Source organism: Pseudomonas sp. LH1G9 (genome assembly GCF_002949975.1).
In the GTDB taxonomy this organism is placed as follows: domain Bacteria; phylum Pseudomonadota; class Gammaproteobacteria; order Pseudomonadales; family Pseudomonadaceae; genus Aquipseudomonas; species Aquipseudomonas veronii.
This window is the reverse complement of record NZ_CP026880.1, coordinates 2,544,396-2,567,026: the sequence shown is the minus strand read 5'-3', so window position 1 is coordinate 2,567,026 and position 22,631 is coordinate 2,544,396. Positions and strand designations below refer to the sequence as shown.

Sequence of the window (22,631 nt, the reverse complement as noted above, 5' to 3'; positions counted from 1 at the left end):
GGGGCTTTTTCGTGGGGTGGGGTTCAACGACCGGCCCCTGCAAAAACGCCCCGGGCAATGAATGCACGGGGCGTTAGGGTTGGAGCCCTCAGTAGCCGCCAGGGCGGCTACGAGCAGGCCTTAGAAGTCCCAGCGGGTGCTGAGCATGAAGTTGCGTGGCTCGCCGTAGGCGGCAGAGTTATAGAAGCCGATGTTGGTGTAGTAGGTCTTATCGAAGATGTTGTTGACGTTCAACGTTGCCGACACGTTCTTGGTGAACTGGTAGCGGGTCATCAGGTCCACCAGCCAGTAGGATTCCTGGGAAAACTCCTCGTAGCCGCCTTTCGGGCTGTTGTAGATGTCCTGCCAGCCAACACTCTGCCAGCGAGCGCCGCCGCCGACGGTCAGCTTGTCGAGGTTGCCCTTGAACTTGTACGAGGTGTAGACGCTGACCTGATCTTCCGGCTCGAAGGTCGAGATCTTGATGTCGTTGTCGTCGCGCACAACCTTGTGGGTATAGCCACCCTGGAGCTGCCAGCCCGGTGCCAGTTCGCCCGACATTTCGACTTCGTAACCCTTGGTCACGGCCTTGGTGCCCTTGAACGCATAGTTCGACGGTGTCGGCGTGCGGTTGTTGTATTCGTCGTCGGACACGGAACGGTTGGTTTCGTGGATCTCGAAGTAGGCGGCGCTGGCGTTTACACGACCGTCCAGGAAGTCTGCCTTGACGCCCAGTTCCCAGTTCTGGCCTTCATCCGGCTCGACCAGCTTGTTGTTGCGGTCGCGGTTGTAGCTTTCCTGCGGCATGAAGATATCGGTGTAGCTGGCGTAGACCGAGTACGTGTCGTTCAGGTCGTAGACCACACCGGCATACGGCACGAACCGTCCGGTTTCCTTGTAGGTCGGGTTGTTGCCGGTGACGGTGTAGTCGACCACGCGGCCGCCGAGCAGCAGCTTGAGGTCGTCGGCGAGGTTCAGGCGGGTGGTCATGTACGCGCCGGTCTGGCGCACGGTGTCGTCGATCTTCGACTGCGGTGTGCCCCAATCCGGTTCGGTCGCGTTGCCGTGCCAGTTGTGGAAGTTCACCAGGTTGGGGGCGAGGTTCCAGTAGCCATTGCCGTTCCACTCGGAAGAACTGATGGAGCCGCCGAGGACCAGCTCATGCTCGCGGCCACCCAGGCTGAACGGGCCGCTCACATATAGGTCGGCGGAGTCGCTGACGGTTTCGCCGGTGTACTTACCCGATGTCAGCTGCGAAGTGCCGTCCAGGTTGGGAGTGTTGCCCTGAATCGAGCCCATCTTCGCGTGGTAGCCGTTGATCTTGTGGTCCAGTTGCAGCTTGGTAACCCAGCCATCGCCGAGGTCGTGCTCGACTATGGCGAATAGGGTGCGGGTGTACTGCTCCCAACTGCTCCAGTCGGCGGCGTTGTTGAACGAGCGCTTCACCTTGTTGCGATTACCCTGGGCGTCGATCAGCGGGAAGCTGCCGGACCAGGACGAGCCTTTTGGCAGGCTGTCCTGGTAGTCGCCACCCACGGTCAGCATGGTGTCCGGGGACAGGTCAAATTCCATGATGCCGTAGTAGACCGGGCTTTGGCGCTCATAGCGGTCCATGAAGGAATGCTTGTCCTGGTAAGCCGCCACCGCCCGACCCCGGACATTCCCGGTTTCGGTCAGCGGGCCGCTCACATCCAGCTCGCTGCGGTAGTTGTCCCAGGAGCCGGCGCCCACGCTGGCGTGGCCCTGGAACTCTGCGGTGGGCTTTTTGCGCACAAGGTTGATGGTCGCACCCAGGGAGCCTGCGCCAGTGAGCAGGCCGGTGGCGCCCTTGAGTACTTCGACCCGGTCGTAGATCGCCATGTCGCTCAGGGTGTTACCCGCCGAATAGGCCACGTTGCGCGCAGTGGACGGAATGCCGTCGTACTGGAAGTTGTTGATGGAGAAACCACGGGCGTAGTAGTTGCTGCGCTCGGTATCGAAGGCCGAGACGGTGATGCCCGGCGTGTGGCGCATCACGTCGTCAACGTTGTTCAGGCCGAAGTCGTCCATGTGCTGGCGGGTGATGACGGTCACCGACTGCGGCGTCTCCTTGGGCGTCAGCACCAGGCGGGTCGAGGTGGCGATGTAGCCTGGGGTATAGGAACCGGTGTTTTCGGTCACGCTGCCCAGTTGGTTGGCGGTCACCTGGGTCGGGCTCAGTTCCAGCCCGGCGGAGGTACCGGCGGCGGTGACGGTCAGCGAATTGCCATTGAGGCTGTGGGTGGTCGACGTTCCTGACAGCAGGGTATTGATCGCCTGTTGCGGGTCCAGTTTGCCTTTGACGGCGGTGCTGTTCTTGCCTTGCACGTCGGTCGGGCTGTAGAGCACCTGCATGTTGGCCTGATGACCGAAGGCCTGCAGCGCGCTCCCCAGCGGCTGCGCGGGAATGTCCAACTCGATCTCTTGTGCCTGCACATAGCCGGCCACCGGCAGTGATATGGCCAGGGCCAGGGCGTTCGGCAGGAGGTTGATGTTCAGGGCCCGACGCATGGATAGCGCTTTGCTCAGTGGGCTGAGACCGAGTCGTGCTGGCATGGGTGTTTTCTCTTCTATGTTTTAAGTGGGCAATTATAAGTGTTTATTGAGTCTGGTTCTCATTACCACTAGTGAGACGTTCCTATCCCGGGAAACCGGAAAAGAAAATTCACGCCGGCGTCATTTCGCGCACGACCTGGCCGGCGCGCAGGCGCACCAATTGGTCGGCGATATCGAAATAGCGGTCGTCGTGACTGATCACGATGATGGTCTTGCCCAGGCGCTTGAGGTCCGGCAGCAGCTCGGTATAGAAGATCCGGCGGAAGGCCGGGTCCTGGTCGGCGGCCCACTCGTCGAACACCAGCACCGGGCGTTCTTCCAGCCAGGCGTTGACCAGCGCCAGGCGCTTGCGTTGGCCGGTGGACAGATCGGTGGTGCTGAACACGCCGTCCTTGACGCTGACCTTGTGGGCGATCTCCAGGCGTTCCAGGTATTTTGTCGCGCTGTCGAGTGACTGGGCGGCGCTGCCCTGGACCAGGTCGTCGAACAGGTAGTAATCGGCGAACACCGTGGTGAACAGCTGGCGATAGTCGTCGCGCTCGGAGTCGCTCACGGCGTTGCCATTGAGCAGGATTTCCCCGGCCTGCGGCGGGTACAGCCCCAGCAGCAGCTTGATCAGGGTGGTCTTGCCGCTGCCGTTTTCGCCGACGATGAACACGATATCGCCCTGGGCGATGTTCAGGTCGATCGGCCCCAGGTGGAACGGTTCGCTGCCTGCCACTGCCGGCGGGCTGTAGCGCACACCGCGCAATTCCAGGCTGTTGACCACCGGTTGCGGGGCTTCGCTGTCATCCATCAGCAGGTGCGGTTCCGGCGAGGAGAAGCGCTGTGACAGCTCACTGATACGACCAAATGCAATCTTCGCCTTGCCCACCACAGGCAGGTAGCCGAGCAGGTGTTCCAGCGGGCCTTTCATGTACAGCAGCACCAGGACGAAACCGGTGATCACGCTAGGGTCGGGGTTGGGGTTATAGGCCTGCATCGCCAGGGCCAAGCCGATCACCACGAAGAACAACATCGAGCCAAAGGTCTTGGCAAGGATGTAGATGTTCACGGAACGCACCTGGATGTCGGCGATGCGGTCCGCGGTTTCCTGAATGCGCTGGGTGTTCATGCGAAAGCGCCGGGGCCGGTGCATGCGCAGTTCCTTGGCGCCGGAGGCAATGGCGTTGTAGTAACGCTGCAGCTCATCCTCGTGGCTGCGCGCCAGGTCGAAGCCCTGGATGCCTTTGCCGCCAGCGATGAACTGCACGGCACTGCCGATCACGATGGCGACCACCATCATCAGGAACATCGGTACCGACAGGTAGGCCAGGTAGCCCAGGCAACCCAGGGTCACTGTGGCCGCAATGGCCAGCGGTGTGAACGCGAAGGAGAAATCGCTGATGGTGTCGACGTCGTGGGTCAGTACCGGGATCAGCCGGTGGGAGCGATAACCCTCGATCTGCCCGATCGGCGCCGACAGCACCTTTTCGCCGAGGTCCTTGCGCAGGGCGGCAATGATCCGTTGGCCGACGTAATTGGTGCCGATATCGGAAATGATCGAACTGACCAGCGCCAGCACACACAGCGCAGCAAACGTCAGAATCACCCCCTGGGTCATCCCGGCGGCGGAGTGCAGCGCATTATTGATAGTCGCCAGCAGCAGCGTGATGGCCAGGCCACCGGCCATGCCCAGGGCGACGGAGACGCTCACGATGGCGCGAAAGGGCCTGAGCAATGCGAGCAAACCGCTGAAGGCGCCGCGCTTGGGGTCGGTCATAGGTACTTCCCGGAAAGTGAATGGAGGGGGCTGGGCACACAGACCCTTACCCATGACAAACGAAGCGTCGGCGCGAGTATTTAGCGCGGCGTGCCCGGCGGTGGCGGTGGCGGATAAATTGCCCGCTGCCTGGTTCGTTCTTGTTGGGTAGGCGCACGCGTAGGGTCGCGTGCCGGATCTATCCAGTGAGAGCGAACCAATGACGAAAAAAAACCTGGTGTATGTGTGGTCCCTGAGAAATGCCGCCGCCGACAAGGCCGGGCAGCCAGTGGCCTATAAGGACCACGAGCGCTACATGAAGTCGGTGCTGGAGTTTCTGGTGGGCTCGCTCAACGATACGTCGCTGGGCGAGGCCTATAACCTGGTGGGCGTGGTGTATGACGACGACGAGCAAAACCCGCGTGACCGGCAATTGGTCGCCGACTATGGCTTTGCCTATGCGCCGGGCCGCCAGTGGCTGTACCCGGCGGACCTGCGGGTGCAGGGGCGTCTGGTCAACGATTTGCTGCTGAGCGTGCCGTCCACCTACCGCCGCCTGCCGCGTGGCAGCGCGCAACACATCGCCGGCAAGCAGGACTTCGAACGCCGCCTGCACGACACGCTGGTGGAGCTGAAGGCCGATATCGTGGTGCTGGACGGCCTGTTGGTGATCCTTGATGAGCTGGTGCGCCCGGGTGCGCCATTTGCGCGGCGGATCATGAACATTCACCCGGGCATTACCCGTATCGAATCGCCCTACGAGCGCCGGGGCGCCTACGCCACCTGGAACGCCTTGTACGGTGCCCGTGGCCAGGCGGTGGTGGATTGGACGACCAAGGAGACGCAGCCGTGCGAGCCGCTGTACCTGACCGGTGCCTCGTTCCACTACGTGGACAACGGCATCGACTCCGGAGAAGTGTTCCACGACGTGCTCAAGACCGAGATTTCCCCGGACGACACCATCCTCGAATTGCGCTGGAACAACTTCAACAACAGCCTGTTTCCGGCGTTGCATGAAGGTTTGGAACGGTTGGCTCGGCAGGGCTGACGCGCGCCCTCTGTAGGAGCGGGCTTGCCCGCGAAAATCGCCAACGATAACGCGTTTATCCTGGATAAACGCGGCGTACTCGGGGGCTTCGCGAGCAAGCTCGCTCCTACAGTGGGTGCGGTGGGTGCAGCGGGTGCAGCGGATGCAGTGGGTGCAGTAGGTGCAGTAGGTGCAGTGAGGGGATTTGTTGTTACAGGTCGCGCACTACCCGAAAGCCGATCCAGTCCCCGCGTGTCTGTGGGTAGATGTTGTTGCGATTGCCCGAGCGCGAGAACACTGGCGCTTCGCCCCAGTCATTGCCACGGATCTGGTAGCTCTCGCAGTTCGGTTCCACCCAGGCGCTGCCGTCGGTCGGTGCGCCGATGTAGTTGGGGTGTTCGCAGTCGGCCACGCGCTCGTAGACGTTGCCGTGCATGTCGTACATGCCAAATGCGTTCGGCGGGTAGCTGCCGGCCGGCGAGGAAAAACTGTAGCCATCCGCCGGACCGTAGGTGTTGGCATGTTCGGCAATGCTGTAACCCTTGCCCTCGTCGAACGGAAACGGGAAGGGCCCGCTGGAGCCGGCGCGCGCGGCGTATTCGCGCTGGGCTTCGCTGACCATGTGGTACGGCTGCCCGGTCTTTTTCGACAGCCAGGTCACGTAGTGTTTGATGTCGTCCATGTCCATGCACACTGCCGGCTGACGCGGGCTCTGGGGGTAGCGCGGCTTGCTGGCGATGCATTCGCGGCCGGGGCGGGTGTCGCCGTCGGCGATCTTGACCCCGGTCTGGCGGATATAGCTGTCCCACTCGCCAGCGGTGATCTGGAAGCGGCTCATGGCGAACGGCTTGGCGAAGGTCACGGCATGCATCGGGCCTTCGTCCGGCTCGCGGCCGACCTCATCGTCGGGCGTGCCCATGGTGAAAGTGCCGGCGGGCAGCACCACCATTTCCGGGCAGTCCTTGCAGTCCTTGAATACTTTGCCGGGTTGCGGCGTGGCGGCCTCGGCCAGGTTGGGCAGCAGCGCTGCGCACAGGGCGGTGAGGGCCAAAGCGGTCAGGGGGGCGGATGGCGTCATGTGGGCCTCTCGTTCAAAGGGCAAAGGGCGTGCGTCGCCACCGCTGGCTCAGCACGGTCATGTTGTGCTCACGGGCTTACGTCGAGGGTGATGAGCGGTTGGCCAAGGGCTTGGCGGCTTTTTGTACCTGGTCCCACACCCGCAGAAAGTTGCCGCCCCACAGCTTGGCGATGTCGGCTTCGGAGTAGCCGCGCTGGATCAGCTCGGCGGTGACGTTGCGGATTTCGCCGACGTTGTTCCAGCCGTCGATACCGCCGCCGTCGTTGAAGTCCGACGCCAGGCCGACATGGTCGATGCCGATCTTGCGCACGGTGTAGTCGATGGCATCGCCCAGGTCCTTGAGGGTGGCCTTGGGTTCGTCATCGAGGATGGCGTACAGCGCGCTGGCGTACTCGCCGAACGTGTGCTCGGGCCAGGCGGCGATGATTGCGTCGCCCGGCATCAGGGCCACGGCCAGGTTGGGCAGGGGTGGCAGGTCGAAGCGGGCGCGCAGGCTGTTGAGCTTGTCCTGGGTCGGCTGGCTCAGCGGGCGCAGGTAGGCGGAGAAGGCCACGATCTGTACCACGCCGCCGCTGCGCTTGATCAGTTGCAGTTCCTTGTCGCTGAGGTTGCGCGGGATATCCACCGCCGCGCGTGGCGCCGAGTGGGAGGCCACCAGTGGCGTGCGGCTCAACTGCGCAACCTGTTCCAGGGCCTTGGTCGACATTTGCGACACATCGATGATCACCCCCAGGTCATTGAGGCGGTGTACCGCTTGCTGGCCGATGTCCGAGAGGCCGTCGAGAGCGTCGGTGGAGTCATTGAAAAATGGCAGTGGCCGCGACGAGTCGGACCAGGCGTTATTGCCGATATAGCTGAAGCCGAACATACGCATGCCGCGTGCTGTCCACAGGTCCAGTTGGTTCAGGTCGCTGCCCAGCGGGTAGGCGTTGAGCATGCTGATAAAGATTGCGAATTTGCCTTCGCCATGCAGGCGCCGGAAGTCATCCGGGGTGTAGGCGATGCCCACTTCGTTGGGGAAGTCGCGCACCATGCCGGAGATGATTTTGTAGCGCACTTCCTGCTCGTGGCGGGCTTCCTCGACAAAGCCGTCGCTGGGCCTGTGGGGAGCATTGGCGCCGTTCCAGATTTCCGGCCAGCCGAAAACCGTCAGCGCCGCCCCGGACAATCGCCCGCGACGCGCCTTGGCCAGGTCGAACTGGCCGCCGCCGTCGTGGTCGGCCTCATTGCCGGCAGTGCCGAAATCCAGCGGCACGGTGATATGGCTGTCGAACGACAACAGGCGCTCCTGCAGGTCATTGGCCTGCTTGATCACCGCCAGCGGGTAACCGGCATTGCCTCGGAACCAATGATCCCAGGCCAGGAAACCGGCCCCGGCGCCGATGGCCAATGCCAGTGGCAGGCCGATAAACAGCGCCTTTTTCGAACGTGGTTTTGTCATTGCCGTCTCAGTCAGTTGAGGCCTTTGCTATCTGGGAAGAACGAGCGATGAGCGCGGAAATTTAGGCCTCGGCGACGGCGCGGTAAATTTCCCGCGCGAGTAAACGTTCTAGCTCTGATAACGCCGTTTCCTAAGGTAGACAATGACGATCTCTCGACGTGGGTTCATCGCAGGCCTGGCGCTGACCGGCGCCGCCGTGCCGGCGGCCTTATATGCCCATCGCGAGTGGACGCGTGAAGAATTCCCCATCACCCCCGGCGAAGCTACGGTGGATCTTGCCGATACCGCCGGCCAGCACCTGGCGAACACATTGCGCGGGGTGTGGAACCTGCGCCTTGAAGGCCGCGATGCCGGCCTCAAGGGTTTGCCCGCGCAGGGCCTGGCGTTGCTGCTCGATGTCGCGCCGCGTGGGCGTGGCTTGCGTGGTTATCTCGACACGGCCGAGCACCTGCGCGGCGATGGCGAACCCCGTTATCGCGTGTTGGGTGACTTGCTCGCGGGCGAGGGCACCGAGCTCTATTGGCGGCTGATCGACCGTGATGCCGCCGACGGCGCGCCGGCCTATGAATTCAGCATGATCGTCGATGAAGTCTGGGGCGTCTTCGGCAACGCCGGCAGCGGCACCCTCAGCGGGCAGATCCTCGACCTCGACCGCCCCCTGGCGCTGACCGCGCCGGAGAATCGCTTTGTTGCCCACAAACAGCCGTTTCCCGAAGCCCGCCAACGCATCGGTCTCAATCCTTCGCTGCTGGCCTGGCTGATTTCCCCCGAGCACCGCCTGTTCCACCAACTGTGGCACGCCACGCGCGACCAATGGCACAAGCTCTCCGAGGAAAAACGCGACGCCTTGCGTGGCATCGGCTGGCAGCCCGGCCCACGGGGCAAGGAGCGCGACGCGCGGGGCAAGCTCAAGGATCGCAACGGCTCGGGCATCGACTTCTTCTTCATGCATCGGCATATGCTCGGCACCGCACGTGCGATGCAAGACTTGCCGTCGTGGTCCGCCTTCCCCGAACCGCAACCGGCCCTGGAACGTGATCGCCTGGGCTTCCTGCGCTACTTCGACAACCATGACGGCTTTGCCCTGCCACCCACTTGGCTGGCGCCGGACGACGGCGACTACACCCAATGGGTCAGCGATATCAAAGCCGCCGAGACCTACCACAGCAACTTCCAGGTCTGGGAATCCCAATACCGCGACCCGCGATACCTGGCCAAATTGACCCTGGGCCAGCTCGGCTCCGAAATGGAACTGGGCCTGCATGACTGGCTGCACATGCGCTGGGCCTCGGTGCCCCGCGACCCCTCCAACGGCGCCCCCGTGCCCTTCGCCCGCGACCCGGCAGACTTTGCCGCGCGTTGGTATGCGCCCGAGAACGACTTTCTTGGCGATCCGTTTTCCTCCCACGTCAACCCGGTGTTCTGGCACTTCCATGGCTGGATCGACGACCGCATCGAAGACTGGTTCCGCGCCCATGAGCGCTTCCATCCCGGCCAGGTCAGCCGCCTGGAGGTCAACGGCGTGGCATGGTTCGCGCCGGGGCGTTGGGTTGAAGTCGGCGACCCGTGGCTGGGCCCGGATACCCATGGCTGCAGCACCACGCCAGGCTTGCAGAGGGGGCGTTCGATGGAGATGGACCCAGAGATCATGAAGCTCGCTCTGCGAATTACGTTTGCTGCGCAAGACGAAGCGCTGCAGGGTTTGTTCAAACGGGTGCCGAAGCGGCCATGGTATGCGCGGCATTTGAAGGTCAAGGCGCGCGAGGTGTAGGCGTTTTTTGCTGGAGTTCAATGTTTATGATGTAAAGCTGAGACGGAGATGGTTTATCTTCTGGTCGGCACGTGGGTGTTTTTTATAGGTTTTAGTACTATAAACAATGGAAGATGTTGAAAGAAATTCATATGGGTTGGTATATTTCTACTGATCTTTTATTGGGCGTCGCCACGGTTAAGAAATATCCGACAGCGAGGTCCCTGTCTGTGGTTTAAATCTTCAATAATCTTTGCAAGAAAGATAATCTTTGTGCTTTGTGGGAAATATCCCTGATGCGCAATGGAAAGTTCCCGTCCGTGATTCGGGGGCTGGTAAGTTCCGGCAGTGATACTTCATTCTAGTGAGCAAGCGGACGCCATGTGCCATGTAGCGCTTTGGCTTCCGGAAAGGGAATTTAAGTTGATTGGATTCCGGTTTTAATTTCCATCTGACCGCAGATCAATGCTGTTGGATAACTCACGGAATGAAACGATGACGCTAAGCAGCTTTCAAAATGAAGTGCCCAAGGCCAGGGTTAATATCAAGCTCGACCTGCATACTGGCGGTGCGCAGAAAAAGGTTGAGTTACCTTTGAAACTGATGGTGCTGGGTGACTACAGTAACGGTAAAGAACAGCGTCCGCTCTCCGAGCGCGGCAAGGTTGATATCAATAAGAACAACTTTGACAGCGTCCTGGGCGAGTTCTCGCCGGGTCTGAAGCTGGCTGTCGACAACACCTTGGACGACGATGCGTCCGACACCGCTGTCGAACTGAGTTTCCGGTGCATGAAGGACTTCGAGCCTGAGCAGGTCGCACGGCAGATTCCACAACTGCGTGCGTTATTGGCGATGCGCAACCTGTTGCGTGATCTGAAATCGAATCTGCTGGACAACGTGACCTTCCGCCATGAGTTGGAGCGCATCCTCAAGGATGACGCGCTCAGTGACGAACTGCGCGCTGAGTTGGCTGCCTTGGCGCCTGAAGAAGAGCGTTAATTCATAGCGGTAATTTAAAAGGGAAGTTAAAGCATGTCCTTAGAACATTCCAACGTGCAAGCGCGCGGCGCCACAGTGTTGTCTGAAGAGTCTGCGGGTGTTTATGCTGCGCTGTTTAACAAGATCAATTTAAGTCCTGTTGCTGAGTTGGTCGGTATTGATATCTTTCAGAACTCGGATGCGCTGTCCGAGGTGTCCGCCGATGAGCGGGTGACGGCAGCGGTCAGTGTGTTTTTAAAGTTGCTTAAGCAATCGCCGCAAAAAATCGAGCGTTTGGATAAAGTCCTGTTGGATGAGCATATTGCTTCGTTGGACCGGCAGATTGGCCGTCAACTCGATGCGGTCATGCACCATCCGGACTTCCAGCGCGTCGAGTCAACCTGGCGCGGTGTGAAATCGCTGATTGATCAGACGGATTTCCGTCAGAACGTTCGCATAGAACTATTGGATGTCAGCAAGGACCACCTGGTGCAAGACTTCGAGGACGCGCCTGAAATTGCCCAGAGCGGCTTGTACCTGCATACCTACACGCAGGAGTACGACACACCGGGGGGCGAGCCGATTGCGGCGGCTATTTCAAACTACGAATTCGATCGCAGGCCTCAGGACATCGCGCTGCTGCGCAATATTTCCAAAGTCGCCGCCGCCGCCCACATGCCGTTTGTGGGGGCTGTAGGCCCAGCGTTCTTCGGCAAGGAAACCATGGAGGAGGTGGCCGCGATCAAGGACATCGGCAACTATTTTGATCGTGCCGAATACATCAAGTGGAAGTCATTCCGTGACAGTGACGACGCGCGCTACATCGGCCTGACCATGCCGCGCGTCCTGGGGCGCTTGCCCTACGGGCCCGACACCGTTCCCGTGCGCAGCTTCAATTACGTCGAGAATGTCAAAGGGCCGGATCACCACAAGTACCTGTGGACCAACGCATCGTTTGCCTTTGCCGCGAATATGGTCAAAAGCTTCATCAGCAACGGTTGGTGCGTGCAGATACGTGGGCCGCAGTCGGGTGGTGCGGTCACTGAACTGCCTATCCATTTGTATGACTTGGGCACCGGCAATCAGGTCAAGATCCCTTCCGAAGTGATGATTCCGGAAACCCGTGAGTTCGAGTTCGCCAACCTCGGTTTCATTCCGCTCTCGTACTACAAGAACCGCGACTATGCGTGTTTCTTCTCGGCCAACTCCGCGCAAAAGCCGGCGCTGTACGACACGGCCGACGCCACCGCGAACAGTCGAATCAACGCACGTCTGCCTTACATTTTTCTGCTGTCACGCATTGCTCACTATCTGAAGCTGATCCAGCGCGAAAACATTGGCACCACCAAGGACCGGCGTTTGCTGGAACTGGAGTTGAACAAGTGGATCGGCGGGCTGGTCACCGAAATGACTGATCCGGGTGATGACTTGCAGGCCTCACACCCGCTGCGGGAGGCGAAGGTCACGGTGGAAGACATCGAGGACAACCCCGGTTTCTTCCGCGTCAAGTTGTATGCCGTGCCGCACTTCCAGGTCGAGGGCATGGACGTGAACTTGTCGCTGGTTTCGCAGATGCCCAAGGCCAAAGCCTGATTCAGTCGTAGGGAAACGATGCCATGAATATCGATCGCCCTCTGTGGGCCGCCGGGGCGTTGCTGTCGCCGCAACAATTCCAGCAACAGGCGCGCTGGGAGGCTTGGACCAACGAACAACTCGCGCACCTGGCCCTGGCACACCCCTGGGGTGTCCAGGCGGTAGGGTTCGACCTGGATGCATTACGGCTGGGTAAGCTCAAGGCGACTCAGTTGCGGGTCCGCATGCCCGATGGCACCTGGATCGACACCGAGCAGGTCGACCGCCTGCCTCCGGCCTTGGAGCTGGCGCAGTTGCTGGCCGACGAAGATCAGGACGCGTTATTGCACTTGGCCTTGCCCCTGGAACAGGCGAATGGCGACAACTGCCTGTTCGACGGTGGCAGGGCCGATCGGCCCACACGCTATCGCCAGTCTTGGCGCGACGTACAGGATATGTATGCCGATGAGGTGCAGTCGATAGGCGTGCTGGAGCATGCACTGAGCCTGCGCCTGCAGCGCGACGATAATGCGGACTACATGACGTGTCCGGTCGCGCGCCTGGTGCGCGACGGGCAGGGCGCCTGGAGCCTCGACCCGGGCTATGTGCCGCCGTTGCTGAGCTTCGCCGCGCACCCGGGGTTGCTGAACCAGCTGGACAACCTGTTGACGCAATTGTCCGCCAAGCGGCAACGGCTCATGGGCATGCGGCGGGAAAGCAATCAGCGCATGGCCGACTTTGCCGTCGCCGACGTGTCGCTGTTCTGGCTGCTCAATGCGTTGAATACCTACCAGCCGGTATTGGCCGATCTTCGGGAGTTTCCCGCGCGCCACCCCGAGCAGGTCTACCAGCAACTGATCAAGCTCGCCGGTGGCCTGCTCACGTTTTCGCTGGAACACGACGTGGACAAAATCCCCGCTTACCGGCACACCTCGTTGGAGGCAGTGTTCCCGCCGCTGATGCACACCCTGTCGCTGTTGTTGGAGGCCAGTCTGCCGTCGCGGGTCATTGCTTTGAGCCTGGAGGTACAGGGGGCCAATCGGTGGCAGGTCACGCTGAATGATCCGCGCTTGCGCGAGCGTGAGGGGGCCGACTTTTATCTGTCGGTGCGCAGTCGGCTACCGGCGGCGCAGGTGCAGGACCAGTTCCCGCGCCTGTGTAAGATCGGTACGCCGGATGAGGTCGATTATCTGATCAACGCGGCGCTCGACGGGGTGCCGTTGCAGTCCCTCAGCCATGTGCCGGCGGCGATTCCATTGCGCCTGGAAAATCAGTACTTCGCCCTGGACCTCGGGCATTCCAAGGGGCAGGCGGTGCTGGACGAAGGGGTCTGTGCTTTCTACGTTCCCAGCAGCTTGGTCGACGTCAAGCTGGAACTGTTTGCGGTGCTGCGCTCATGAAACCGACGCCTTCCAACGAGCAAGCCGCAGCAGCGGTGGATATCGACGCGCTGTTACAGGACACCTATCTATTGGTGGTCGAGTTGCGCCAGGGCGCCTCGGTGCAACCTGGCCGGGAGTTGGGCCAGCTTTGTATCGAACAGGTTGAGCAGGCTCGGCAGCACCTTGAACGCGCGGGCCTGAGTCAGCGCAACATCGACCACATCAGTCATGCTCAATGCGCGTTACTCGACGAAACGGTGCTGACCTGCGCCGACGCAGATGCCCGCGCTGCCTGGGCCAGCGAACCGCTGCAGGCCAAGTTCTTCAATCGTCATCAGGCCGGTGAGTTTCTGTACGAGGCCATGCGTGACGTGTTGAGCGAACCCGCGCCGGACCGGCATGTGTTGACGGTATTTCAGCGCGTATTGATGTTGGGTTTTCGCGGGCGCTATCGTGATTTGAGCGACCCCGGACGCGAGCAACTCTTGGCTGCTCTCAACGCACAGGTGGCGCCGTTCAAGGTCAGCCAACAGGTGCCGACGCAGGTGGCCGGTGGCGAACTCAGCGCGGGTTTTGGCTGGCTGCGCTCTCCCTTGATTCATCTGCTGACAGTGGCCCTGTTGCTGGTTGCGACGTGGTGGGGATTGGATCATCTGCTGAGCGATGCGATTGCCTCGCTCTTGCCTGATCAGGGGTAAGTGCGGATGACCTTCAATCTGCATCGCATCCTTTACCTGTGGGCCGGTGTCCTCGTCCTCGCGTTGCTGCTCATCATTCCGCTGGCGATGTGGGCGCGTGTGCTCGGCGTGCTGATCGCGGTGTGCTGTGTGACATGGGCCTGGGTATCGCTGCGCCTGCGCGCCGAGCGGCAGCGTGGGTCGGTGAGGTTGGCCGAGGGCATGGTGCTGCCCGCTGCGGGGTTTCGTCAGCCGGTGGTGCTGGTCTGCGGTGATGGCCTGGATGGGCTGTTCGGCGGGGTTGCCGCCGGGCAGTTGGCCCTGCGGGTAACCGAGCGAGGGTGCTACGTGCGCGTACCGAGCCTGGAGCAACTGCCGGCTATCACCGATCACCTTCTGGCCTTGCGTCCTGGCTGGGCCGGGCAACTGGGCGTGATGTTCAGCGTCAGCCCCGGCGCGCAGAGTGATGGGGCGATACTCGCCGGTCAGATGCGCGCCTTCAGTCATCAACTGGCCTTGGCCCGCAAACGCGGGGTTGCGCTGCCGCTGTTGCTGGTGAGCTACCTGCAAACCCTGCAGGACGAGGCGCCCTGGTTCTGTTGGGGCAGCGGGCAGGCCGAGGTCCGTGTGTGTGATGCGGGTGCTTGCGTCAGCCTGGATGACTGGCAACAGCAACCCGCTGACTCGCCCAGGCAGGCCGCTCGGATGCACGCCAGCATTCAACTGAACAGCGCTGTGGCCTGGCTTCACGAAGCGGTACTGCCGCACCTTGTCATGCGTAGCGCTTCTGGCCTAGTGGCGATCTGCGCAGTTACGTGGGTGCCGGCATTGGCGCATGCCGTGAACGGGAACCTGTGGCAGCAATGGTTACGCAGCAAAGTCGCGCTGGCGGATCACAGGGCGGTTGTGGCCGATGCGGTGTTGCCGGTCCCGGACCCTTTGCTCAACCTGCTGCCGCTCGGCCCGCTGCGTTCCCCGGTGCAACGCGCGAGCGTTGTTGCGCTGTGGTTGTTCGCCGTCGCCGGTGTTGTCGCACTTGCCAGTTCGGCGTGGCAGAACGCCCTGTTGCTGCGCCAAGTCAGTGATGACCTGCGACGTTATTCGGCGATCCCGCAACCGACCCAGCGTAATCAGCGCGAGTTTCTTGGGCGTGAAAATGCCGTGGGCGTGTTGCGCCAGGACGCCCAGCGTCTGGACGCGTACTACCGGCACGGTGCGCCCCCGGCATTCGGCCTGGGCCTGTATCGCGGCGAACGCCTGCGCGCTGCGCTGCTGGCGGTACTGGCTGCTCACGTTGAGCCGCCACCGGCCGCATCGCCTGCGCGGGCTGCCAGCCCGGTGCGGTTGGACAGCCTGTCGCTGTTCGCCAGCGGCAGTGCCCAGCTCAAGGCGGATTCAGCCAAGATCCTGATCAATGCGCTGGTCGATATCAAGGCCCAGCCCGGCTGGCTGATCGTGATCTCGGGGCATACCGATGCCACTGGCGACCCCGAGAACAACCTTCGACTGTCCCGCGCCCGCGCCGCTGCCGTGCATGACTGGATGCAACGCATGGGCAGCATTCCCGACAGCTGCTTTGCCGTGCAAGGCTTCGGCGCCAGCCAGCCGATTGCCGGTAACGACACCGAGGCGGGGCGTGCAGCCAACCGCCGCGTTGATATCCGTCTGGTGCCTGAGGCGGGGGCCTGCGCGCTTCCCGTTGCAAGCCCGGACAGGCAACCCCCGGTCGCATTCCGCGACATTTAAATCTACGAGAAAAAGGAGCTTCACATGGCAATTCCCGTTTACCTCTGGCTGCAAGACGACGGCGGCGCAACTATCAAGGGTTCGGTGAACGTGCAACAACGCGAGGGCAGCATCGAGGTGGTTGCCCAGGATCACAGTCTGTACATCCCCACCGACAACAACACCGGGAAATTGACCGGTACGCGGGTTCACACCCCGTTTCTGTTTTCCAAGGAAATCGATGCCTCCAGCCCCTATCTCTACAAGGCGGTCACCACCGGGCAAACCCTCAAGAGTGCCGAGTTCAAGTGGTACCGCATCGACGATGCGGGGCAGGAGGTCGAGTACTTCATCACCAAACTCGAAGAGGTCAAGGTCGTGAAAGTCGCGCCGAAAATGCACGACGTCAAAGACCCCAGCAAAGAGAAGCACAACCACCTCGAGCAGGTGGAGTTGCGTTACGAGAAGGTCACCTGGACCTACAAGGACGGCAACATCATCCACTCCGATTCGTGGAATGAACGCCAAAGCGCTTGATACGCCCGGAGCAGCAGGTGGGTCTTTGCCTGCTGGCTCCCGGTGTGCTGGGTTGAGCGTCCGTTCGCGGGCGTTCAGCCAAACACATCGAGTTTCCAACCCGTGGCTGGTGTTAAAGATCACGTACCACCATCACCGAACAAGGATGTAGCCGTATGGCCCAGAATTCCACGCGCTTGCTTCGTCGTCTCAACCCTTACTGCGCCCAGGCGTTGAGTGCAGCGGCCACGCTGTGCCAAAGCCGTGCCCACGCGCAGATCACCGTCGAACACTGGCTACTCAAGTTGCTGGGGCAAGGTGAAGGCGACCTGGCCGTGATCGCACGTCGCTATGAGTGGAATATGGAGACGTTGTGGTATGGCTTGCTGGAGCACATCGATCGTCTGCCGCGTAGCGTGCAGAGCAAGCCGCAGCTGTCGGCGCCATTGCAGCAACTGATCAAAAATGCCTGGTTGCGTGCCTCATTGGACGAGCACAACGACAGCCTGCGTTCCGTACATCTGCTGAGCGCGTTGATGGAGACGCCCAGCCTGCTGGCGTGCGAAGCCGTATGGCCCTTGCTCAGCCTCAGTGAGGTGCAGTTGCAGCGGCTGCAGGTGTTGCTGGACCAAACCTCCGAAGAGCGCCCCGAGGCGCAGACGTCAGGGACCGCGGGGCCTTCAAGTGAACTCGCCATACGCCCGCCCAGCGTGTCGAAAGACGACGCGTTAGCGGCGCTGCTGGACAGGTTCACCCAGGACCTGACCGCCAAGGCCGCGCAAGGGAAGATCGACCCGGTGTTCGGCCGCGATGATGAAATCCGTCAGGTCATTGACATCCTCAGCCGTCGGCGCAAAAACAATCCGATCCTGGTAGGTGAACCTGGTGTCGGCAAAACGGCGCTGGTTGAAGGCCTGGCGTTGAGCATTGCCCAAGGCAAGGTGCCGGACAGTCTCAAAACAGTCAGTGTGCGTACCCTTGACCTGGGATTGTTGCAAGCCGGCGCTGGCGTCAAGGGCGAGTTCGAACAACGCCTGAAAAACGTGATCGACGCCGTACAGCAGTGCGAACAACCGGTGCTGTTGTTTATCGATGAGGCCCATACCCTGGTCGGGGCCGGCAACCAGGCCGGCGGCGCCGATGCGGCTAACCTGCTCAAGCCCGCTCTGGCCCGTGGCGAGTTGCGCACCATCGCCGCGACCACCTGGAGTGAATACAAGCAGTATTTCGAGCGTGATGCCGCTTTGGAAAGACGCTTTCAAATGGTCAAGGTCGAGGAACCGGACGACGCGAATGCTTGCCTGATGCTACGCGGGCTCAAGGCGCGCTACGCCAGCCATCACGGTGTGCATATCCAGGATGCGGCAGTGCAGGCGGCGGTCAGCCTGTCGAGGCGCTACCTGACGGGGCGCCAGTTGCCGGACAAAGCCGTCGACCTGCTGGACACCGCCAGCGCCCGGGTGTGCATGAGCCTGGACTGCGAACCGCAGGCGTTGCGCCGTCTGAGTGCCCTGCAAGTGGCCCTGGAACTGGAGGGCCAAGCGCTGGAGCAGGATCAGCGGCTTGGCGGCCACAGCGTGGATGAGCGTCTGGCGACGATTGCCGCGCAACACGCCGATCTGCAACGTCAGCACGCCGATCTGGAACAGCAATACCGCCAAGAACTCGATCTGGCCCAACAATTGATTGCTGCGCGCCAGGCGCAGCCACCGCAGCGGGATACCTGTGCACAGTTGCAACGGCAGTTGAGTGACATTCAAGGCAGCCAGCCACTGCTGTCTTTGGATGTCGATGCACGTAGCGTGGCGCAAGTCATCGCCGACTGGACCGGCGTGCCACTGGGCAGCTTACTCAAGGACGAGCAGGCCAATCTGCTGCTGCTCGAACAGCAATTGCAAGCGCGCGTGATCGGCCAGGCTCCGGCCTTGAGTGCCTTGGCTCAGCGCCTGCGTGCAGCCAAAACCGGGCTCACCGATGAGAAGGCGCCGTTGGGCGTGTTCCTGCTGGTCGGTACCAGCGGCGTAGGCAAGACCGAAACGGCGCTGGCCTTGGCCGACAGCTTGTTCGGCGGCGAAAAATCACTGATCACCCTCAACTTTTCCGAGTACCAGGAAGCCCACACAGTCAGTCAACTCAAAGGCTCGCCACCCGGCTACGTCGGCTACGGCCGGGGCGGTGTATTGACCGAAGCCGTGCGCCAGCGGCCCTACAGCGTTGTGTTGCTCGACGAGGTGGAAAAGGCGCATCGCGATGTGCTTAACCTGTTCTACCAAGTCTTCGATCGTGGGTTTATGCGCGATGGCGAAGGGCGCGAGATCGACTTCCGTAACACGGTCATTCTGATGACCTCCAACCTCGGCAGCGATCTACTGCACACCAGCGTGCAGGAACACCCGGAGATACCGGACAGCGTGCTGCATGAACGACTGCGTCCGATCCTGCGCGAACACTTCCAGCCAGCGTTGCTGGCGCGCTTTCAAACCCTGATCTATCGCCCGCTGCAAGCCGACGCACTCAAATGCATTGTTGCGATCAAGCTGGCCCAGGTCGCCAAGCGCCTGCAGCGTCATTACGGTCTGGATTGCCGGATCGACGACACCCTGAACGACGCCTTGGTTGCCGCCTGCCTGCTACCGGATTCAGGCGCACGCAACATCGACAGCTTGCTTAACGAGCAGCTCCTGCCGGTCCTCAGTCAACAACTGTTGGCGCGTCGAGCGGCGCAACTGCGCACCCACGGCGTGAGCTTGGGCTATAGCGAAGATGAAGGGATCAGTCTGCATTTCACCGATGTTCAAGACACGGCTCAGGCCGTCGCCCTGGAGGTGTGAACGTGCTGAGCGGATTGCAGGCTTTCTTCGACCACAGCCGGCACACCCTGAGTGTGCGCAACATCGAAGCCCGTCTCGACGTGTTGGCCTTTGAAGGCCACGAACACCTGAGCCAACCCTTCACCTATCGCGTGGAATTCACCAGCACCGAACGTGACCTCGCCGCCGAAACCCTGCTTGGCCAGGACGCCCGTTTCAGCCTGCACGCCGCCCCGCAAAAACCACCGGCCTCAGGCTTCAGCGCGCCCGCGGTCAAACCGCTGCGCACCTTGCACGGTGTGGTCACCGGCTTCAAGCGCCAGTGCGGCTCGAACGACCAGGCCCGTTATGAAATCACTCTGCAGCCGCGCCTGGCCCTGCTCGGCCAAGGCAGACAATTTCGCATCTACCAGCATCAATCCGTGCCGCAGATCGTCGAAAGCATCCTGCGCAGCCGCCACGATTTTGAAGGCCAGGACTTTCTGTTCAGCCTGAAACGCGACTACCCCAGGCGCGAGCAGGTCATGCAATACGGCGAGAGCGACCTGGCCTTCATTGACCGCCTGCTCGCCGACGTCGGCATCTGGTACCGCTTCACCAGCGACGAACGCCTGGGTATCGATGTGGTCGAGTTCTGCGACGATCAGCGCCTCTACCAGTTCGACATCGCGCTGCCGTATCGCCCGCAATCCGGGCTGGGCAGCAGCGGGCAGGACGCGGTGTGGCACCTGCAATCGAACCACCGGGTGGTCGAACAACAGGTGCATATCCGCGCCTACCACCCCCGCGACGCCGGCGCGCACCTGAGCGGCGAGATCGACCAGAGCCGCGGCGCCAGCGGCACCTACGGCGAGGCCTACCACTACGCCGAGCCCTACACGACCCTCGGCGACCGGCTGGATCAGGACGAAGACCTGCTCAGCGAAAGCGGCTACTTCTACGCACGCCTGCGCCACGAGCGTTACCTCAACGCCCAGACCCAACTCAGCGGCATCACCAGCAGCGCCACGTTAGCGCCGGGGCAGGTGCTGCACATCACCGGCGGCGCGCCCCAAGCCTTCACACCGGGCGCGGTGATCACCGGCCTGACCACCACCGCCGCCCGCGACAGCAGCTTGGTCGCCACCTTCCAGGCCATACCCTATTCAGACACCGTGTGCTTTCGCCCCGCACTGCAGCCCAAACCCCAAATCGCCGGCACCGTCCCGGCCCGCGTCACCAGCCCACAGGCCAACGACCCCTACGGCCACATCGACCTCGAAGGGCGCTACAAGGTCAACTTCCTGTTCGACCGCGACACCTGGAAACCCGGCGAAGAAAGCCTATGGCTACGCCTGGCCCGACCCTACGCCGGAGATACCCACGGCCTGCACCTGCCGTTGATTGCAGGGACCGAAGTGGCGATTGCGTTCGAGCAGGGCGACCCGGACCGGCCCTACATCGCGCACGCGTTGCACGATAGCCAGCATGTCGATCATGTGACCTTGCGTAACTACAAACGCAACGTGCTGCGTACCCCGGCGAACAACAAGCTGCGGATGGATGACACGCGGGGGCGGGAGCATATCAAGGTCAGTACTGAGTATGGAGGTAAGAGCCAGCTGAACCTGGGGCATTTGGTGGATGCCGCGAAACAAAAGCGTGGGGAAGGGTTTGAGTTGCGCACGGATAGTTGGGGCGCGATTCGTGGGGGAAAGGTTTGTTTATCAGTGCGGATGACCAAGGCCAAGCTCGGGGTGAACAACTCGACATGGTGGCTGCCATTGAGCAACTGAAAAGTGCGCTATCGCTGGCGCGCTCTCTGGCGCAGGCAGCTCGTAGTGCTGGAGTGCAGCCTAGCGATATTGAGAGCCAACTGGATTTGGTTCAGTCACTCATAGGGTTGGCGCAATCGGGATTACTGCTGCATGCCCCGGCGGGTATCGGCGTAATGAGTCCTAAAGCCGTGTGTCTGTCTTCCGGAGGAGAGAGCGTGGGTATCATCGCCGCGCACAACGCCGACATCAGCGCCGGACACGATATCACCGCCGCCGCCGAGGGTGGCGTCAGCGTGCTTGCGCAAAGTGCTGACCTGCAATTCAAGGCGGCCCAAGGCAAAGTTGAACTGCACGCTCAAGGCAGTTACCTCCATGCTTTGGCAAAGACCGACGTTAAGATCGAAAGCGTGGAAGGTCGTATAGAAATCAACGCCCCGCAAGAACTGGTGCTCAACTGTGGCGGTGCCTATATCCGTTTAAAGGGCGGTGATATAGAGCTAGGGGCGCCAGGCAATATTTATCTAAAAGCTAACCATGTGCAAAAGTTTGGCAGCGCCAGCCTCAATACACCGGCGTCACTGTTGCCGGCGGGTTACTCCGGCGGCTATACCTTGAAAGACGACACGGAAACACCACTGCCATTTAGTCGCTACCGGATAACCACCCAACAAGGTGAGGTATTCAATGGAGTGACCGATAAACATGGGCAGACGATGAGCGTTCATACCTTATTGCCCGGAGACCTGAAAATTGAATTACCAGAATCAGTAACACGCTATGACGAACAGCTTCGCTTGATCGGGCCTGATGGCGAGCTTGTAAGTAATTTTAAATATTCGGTCACTCTGGCAGATGGACATGTATTTGAGGGGGTGACAGGTGCGCAGGGTTTTACCCAGCGCTTCGAAACTCAGGAGCCGACACGGATCACGCAAATAGAACTTTTTCTTACGGAGGATTTCGGGGCTTTCTGCTGCGCTGCGGAAAGCATTAAAACCCCGATGGTCATTGATCTTACGTCAAGTGATGTATCAACTAACGAGGTAGCAATAGGTAGCTCGATAAAGGAGGTTTCTCTACCTAGAGGCAAGAAGCGTTCTTTGACGCTTGGGGAAATTGCCATGGCAGGAACAATCTTTAAGGATGCTATTGATTACACAAAAGTTGAAGTGCATCACGCTGGGTGGTGGGGGTTCCTGGGGCGGCAGAATACGGCTGCAACTCCTAACGGTAATATGTATTACCCTTCAAGTACTGGGTACTATAGGAATGATTTTTCCGATACTGATGATGATCGAGATAAAGCGCTATTCATACATGAGATGACCCATGTATGGCAGTACCAGTTGGGTTATCCGGTAAAGCGAATGGGGTTGGTGGTTACAAGTCGTGGCGCACCTGCTTATCGCTATGCTCTGACAGAACAGAGCGTCTTGTCGGACTACAATATGGAGCAGCAAGGTGAAATCATCTCGGATTACTATTTGATTTGTGTGGTGGGCAATCCGCACGGTGTGTGGAGTGAGCGCAACTTCACCAAAAGTCCAGAGCTTCTTGCATCGACACTCGAGTCGTTTCTTAAAAAGCCAGCCGACAAAAAACATCTTCCAAGTTGAAAGAGGAG

General features: G+C 60.9%; 13 protein-coding genes and 1 pseudogene. 10 read left to right on the top strand and 4 right to left on the bottom strand.

All coding sequences use genetic code 11. The features are described 5' to 3' along the window. Positions 1–120: 120 nt before the first annotated feature. Together C5F70_RS11785 and C5F70_RS11780 are read right to left on the bottom strand one after the other, a co-directional pair. A complete protein-coding gene (locus tag C5F70_RS11785; protein WP_218276649.1) occupies positions 121–2,553 on the bottom strand; it encodes a TonB-dependent siderophore receptor in 2,433 nt (810 codons plus the stop codon). Positions 2,554–2,662: 109 nt separating this feature from the next. Next, the gene (locus tag C5F70_RS11780) at positions 2,663–4,315 is read right to left on the bottom strand and encodes a cyclic peptide export ABC transporter (protein WP_104903374.1); all 1,653 of its coding nucleotides are present in this window, start codon (positions 4,313–4,315) and stop codon (positions 2,663–2,665) included. A 199-nt stretch (positions 4,316–4,514) separates the two neighbouring features. On the opposite strand from C5F70_RS11780, the gene C5F70_RS11775 reads away from it, so the two are divergent. Continuing rightward, positions 4,515–5,342: a N(5)-hydroxyornithine transformylase PvdF gene (locus C5F70_RS11775; RefSeq protein WP_104903373.1), complete on the top strand. Its 828-nt coding sequence runs from the start codon at positions 4,515–4,517 to the stop codon at positions 5,340–5,342. 190 nt (positions 5,343–5,532) lie between these two features. On the opposite strand, the gene C5F70_RS11770 is transcribed toward C5F70_RS11775, so the two are convergent. Both C5F70_RS11770 and pvdM read right to left on the bottom strand, forming a co-directional pair. After that, positions 5,533–6,399, bottom strand: coding sequence for a formylglycine-generating enzyme family protein (locus tag C5F70_RS11770; protein ID WP_104903372.1), 867 nt, complete (start codon positions 6,397–6,399; stop codon positions 5,533–5,535). A 76-nt stretch (positions 6,400–6,475) separates the two neighbouring features. Continuing rightward, entirely contained in the window at positions 6,476–7,840 is a 1,365-nt protein-coding gene (gene pvdM, locus C5F70_RS11765) for a pyoverdine-tailoring dipeptidase-like protein PvdM (protein WP_104903371.1), read from the bottom strand. A gap of 142 nt (positions 7,841–7,982) precedes the next feature. Between pvdM and C5F70_RS11760 the strand changes: the two genes are divergently transcribed. The 9 genes and pseudogenes from C5F70_RS11760 (at position 7,983) to C5F70_RS11720 (ending at position 22,623) form a co-directional block, all read left to right on the top strand. Continuing rightward, positions 7,983–9,611, top strand: coding sequence for a PvdJ/PvdD/PvdP-like protein (locus tag C5F70_RS11760; protein WP_104903370.1), 1,629 nt, complete (start codon positions 7,983–7,985; stop codon positions 9,609–9,611). 474 nt (positions 9,612–10,085) lie between these two features. Beyond that, positions 10,086–10,589 (top strand): type VI secretion system contractile sheath small subunit, encoded by a 504-nt coding sequence (tssB, locus tag C5F70_RS11755; protein WP_046383738.1) that lies wholly within the window; start codon positions 10,086–10,088, stop codon positions 10,587–10,589. 33 nt (positions 10,590–10,622) lie between these two features. Beyond that, positions 10,623–12,161: a type VI secretion system contractile sheath large subunit gene (tssC, locus tag C5F70_RS11750; protein WP_104903369.1), complete on the top strand. Its 1,539-nt coding sequence runs from the start codon at positions 10,623–10,625 to the stop codon at positions 12,159–12,161. A gap of 23 nt (positions 12,162–12,184) precedes the next feature. After that, positions 12,185–13,540 carry a type VI secretion system baseplate subunit TssK gene (tssK, locus tag C5F70_RS11745; RefSeq protein ID WP_046383736.1) on the top strand — a complete coding sequence of 452 codons (1,356 nt, stop codon included), beginning with the start codon at positions 12,185–12,187 and terminating at the stop codon, positions 13,538–13,540. Then, positions 13,537–14,220, top strand: a complete 684-nt coding sequence (gene tssL, locus C5F70_RS11740) for a type VI secretion system protein TssL, short form (protein ID WP_104903368.1) — start codon at positions 13,537–13,539, stop codon at positions 14,218–14,220. The genes tssK and tssL overlap by 4 nt, the downstream gene beginning before the upstream one ends. A gap of 6 nt (positions 14,221–14,226) precedes the next feature. After that, the gene (locus tag C5F70_RS11735) at positions 14,227–15,945 is read left to right on the top strand and encodes an OmpA family protein (RefSeq protein WP_104903367.1); all 1,719 of its coding nucleotides are present in this window, start codon (positions 14,227–14,229) and stop codon (positions 15,943–15,945) included. A gap of 24 nt (positions 15,946–15,969) precedes the next feature. Continuing rightward, the gene (locus tag C5F70_RS11730) at positions 15,970–16,461 is read left to right on the top strand and encodes an Hcp family type VI secretion system effector (protein ID WP_046383733.1); all 492 of its coding nucleotides are present in this window, start codon (positions 15,970–15,972) and stop codon (positions 16,459–16,461) included. 155 nt (positions 16,462–16,616) lie between these two features. Further along, on the top strand, positions 16,617–19,271 hold the full coding sequence (gene tssH / locus C5F70_RS11725; protein ID WP_104903366.1) for a type VI secretion system ATPase TssH: 2,655 nt from the start codon (positions 16,617–16,619) through the stop codon (positions 19,269–19,271). Positions 19,272–19,273: 2 nt separating this feature from the next. Further along, positions 19,274–22,623: pseudogene (locus C5F70_RS11720) on the top strand (type VI secretion system Vgr family protein). The last annotated feature ends 8 nt before the right edge of the window (positions 22,624–22,631 follow it).

Excerpts from the sequence above, each read along its gene's own strand:
- C5F70_RS11780 (WP_104903374.1), bottom strand. The coding sequence starts at position 4,315 with ATGACCGACCCCAAGCGCGGCGCCTTCAGCGGTTTGCTCGCATTGCTC.
- C5F70_RS11730 (WP_046383733.1), top strand. The coding sequence starts at position 15,970 with ATGGCAATTCCCGTTTACCTCTGGCTGCAAGACGACGGCGGCGCAACT.
- C5F70_RS11760 (WP_104903370.1), top strand. The coding sequence starts at position 7,983 with ATGACGATCTCTCGACGTGGGTTCATCGCAGGCCTGGCGCTGACCGGC.
- tssC (WP_104903369.1), top strand. The coding sequence starts at position 10,623 with ATGTCCTTAGAACATTCCAACGTGCAAGCGCGCGGCGCCACAGTGTTG.
- C5F70_RS11735 (WP_104903367.1), top strand. The coding sequence starts at position 14,227 with ATGACCTTCAATCTGCATCGCATCCTTTACCTGTGGGCCGGTGTCCTC.
- C5F70_RS11770 (WP_104903372.1), bottom strand. The coding sequence starts at position 6,399 with ATGACGCCATCCGCCCCCCTGACCGCTTTGGCCCTCACCGCCCTGTGC.
- C5F70_RS11775 (WP_104903373.1), top strand. The coding sequence starts at position 4,515 with ATGACGAAAAAAAACCTGGTGTATGTGTGGTCCCTGAGAAATGCCGCC.
- tssB (WP_046383738.1), top strand. The coding sequence starts at position 10,086 with ATGACGCTAAGCAGCTTTCAAAATGAAGTGCCCAAGGCCAGGGTTAAT.
- tssH (WP_104903366.1), top strand. The coding sequence starts at position 16,617 with ATGGCCCAGAATTCCACGCGCTTGCTTCGTCGTCTCAACCCTTACTGC.
- tssL (WP_104903368.1), top strand. The coding sequence starts at position 13,537 with ATGAAACCGACGCCTTCCAACGAGCAAGCCGCAGCAGCGGTGGATATC.
- tssK (WP_046383736.1), top strand. The coding sequence starts at position 12,185 with ATGAATATCGATCGCCCTCTGTGGGCCGCCGGGGCGTTGCTGTCGCCG.
- C5F70_RS11785 (WP_218276649.1), bottom strand. The coding sequence starts at position 2,553 with ATGCCAGCACGACTCGGTCTCAGCCCACTGAGCAAAGCGCTATCCATG.
- pvdM (WP_104903371.1), bottom strand. The coding sequence starts at position 7,840 with ATGACAAAACCACGTTCGAAAAAGGCGCTGTTTATCGGCCTGCCACTG.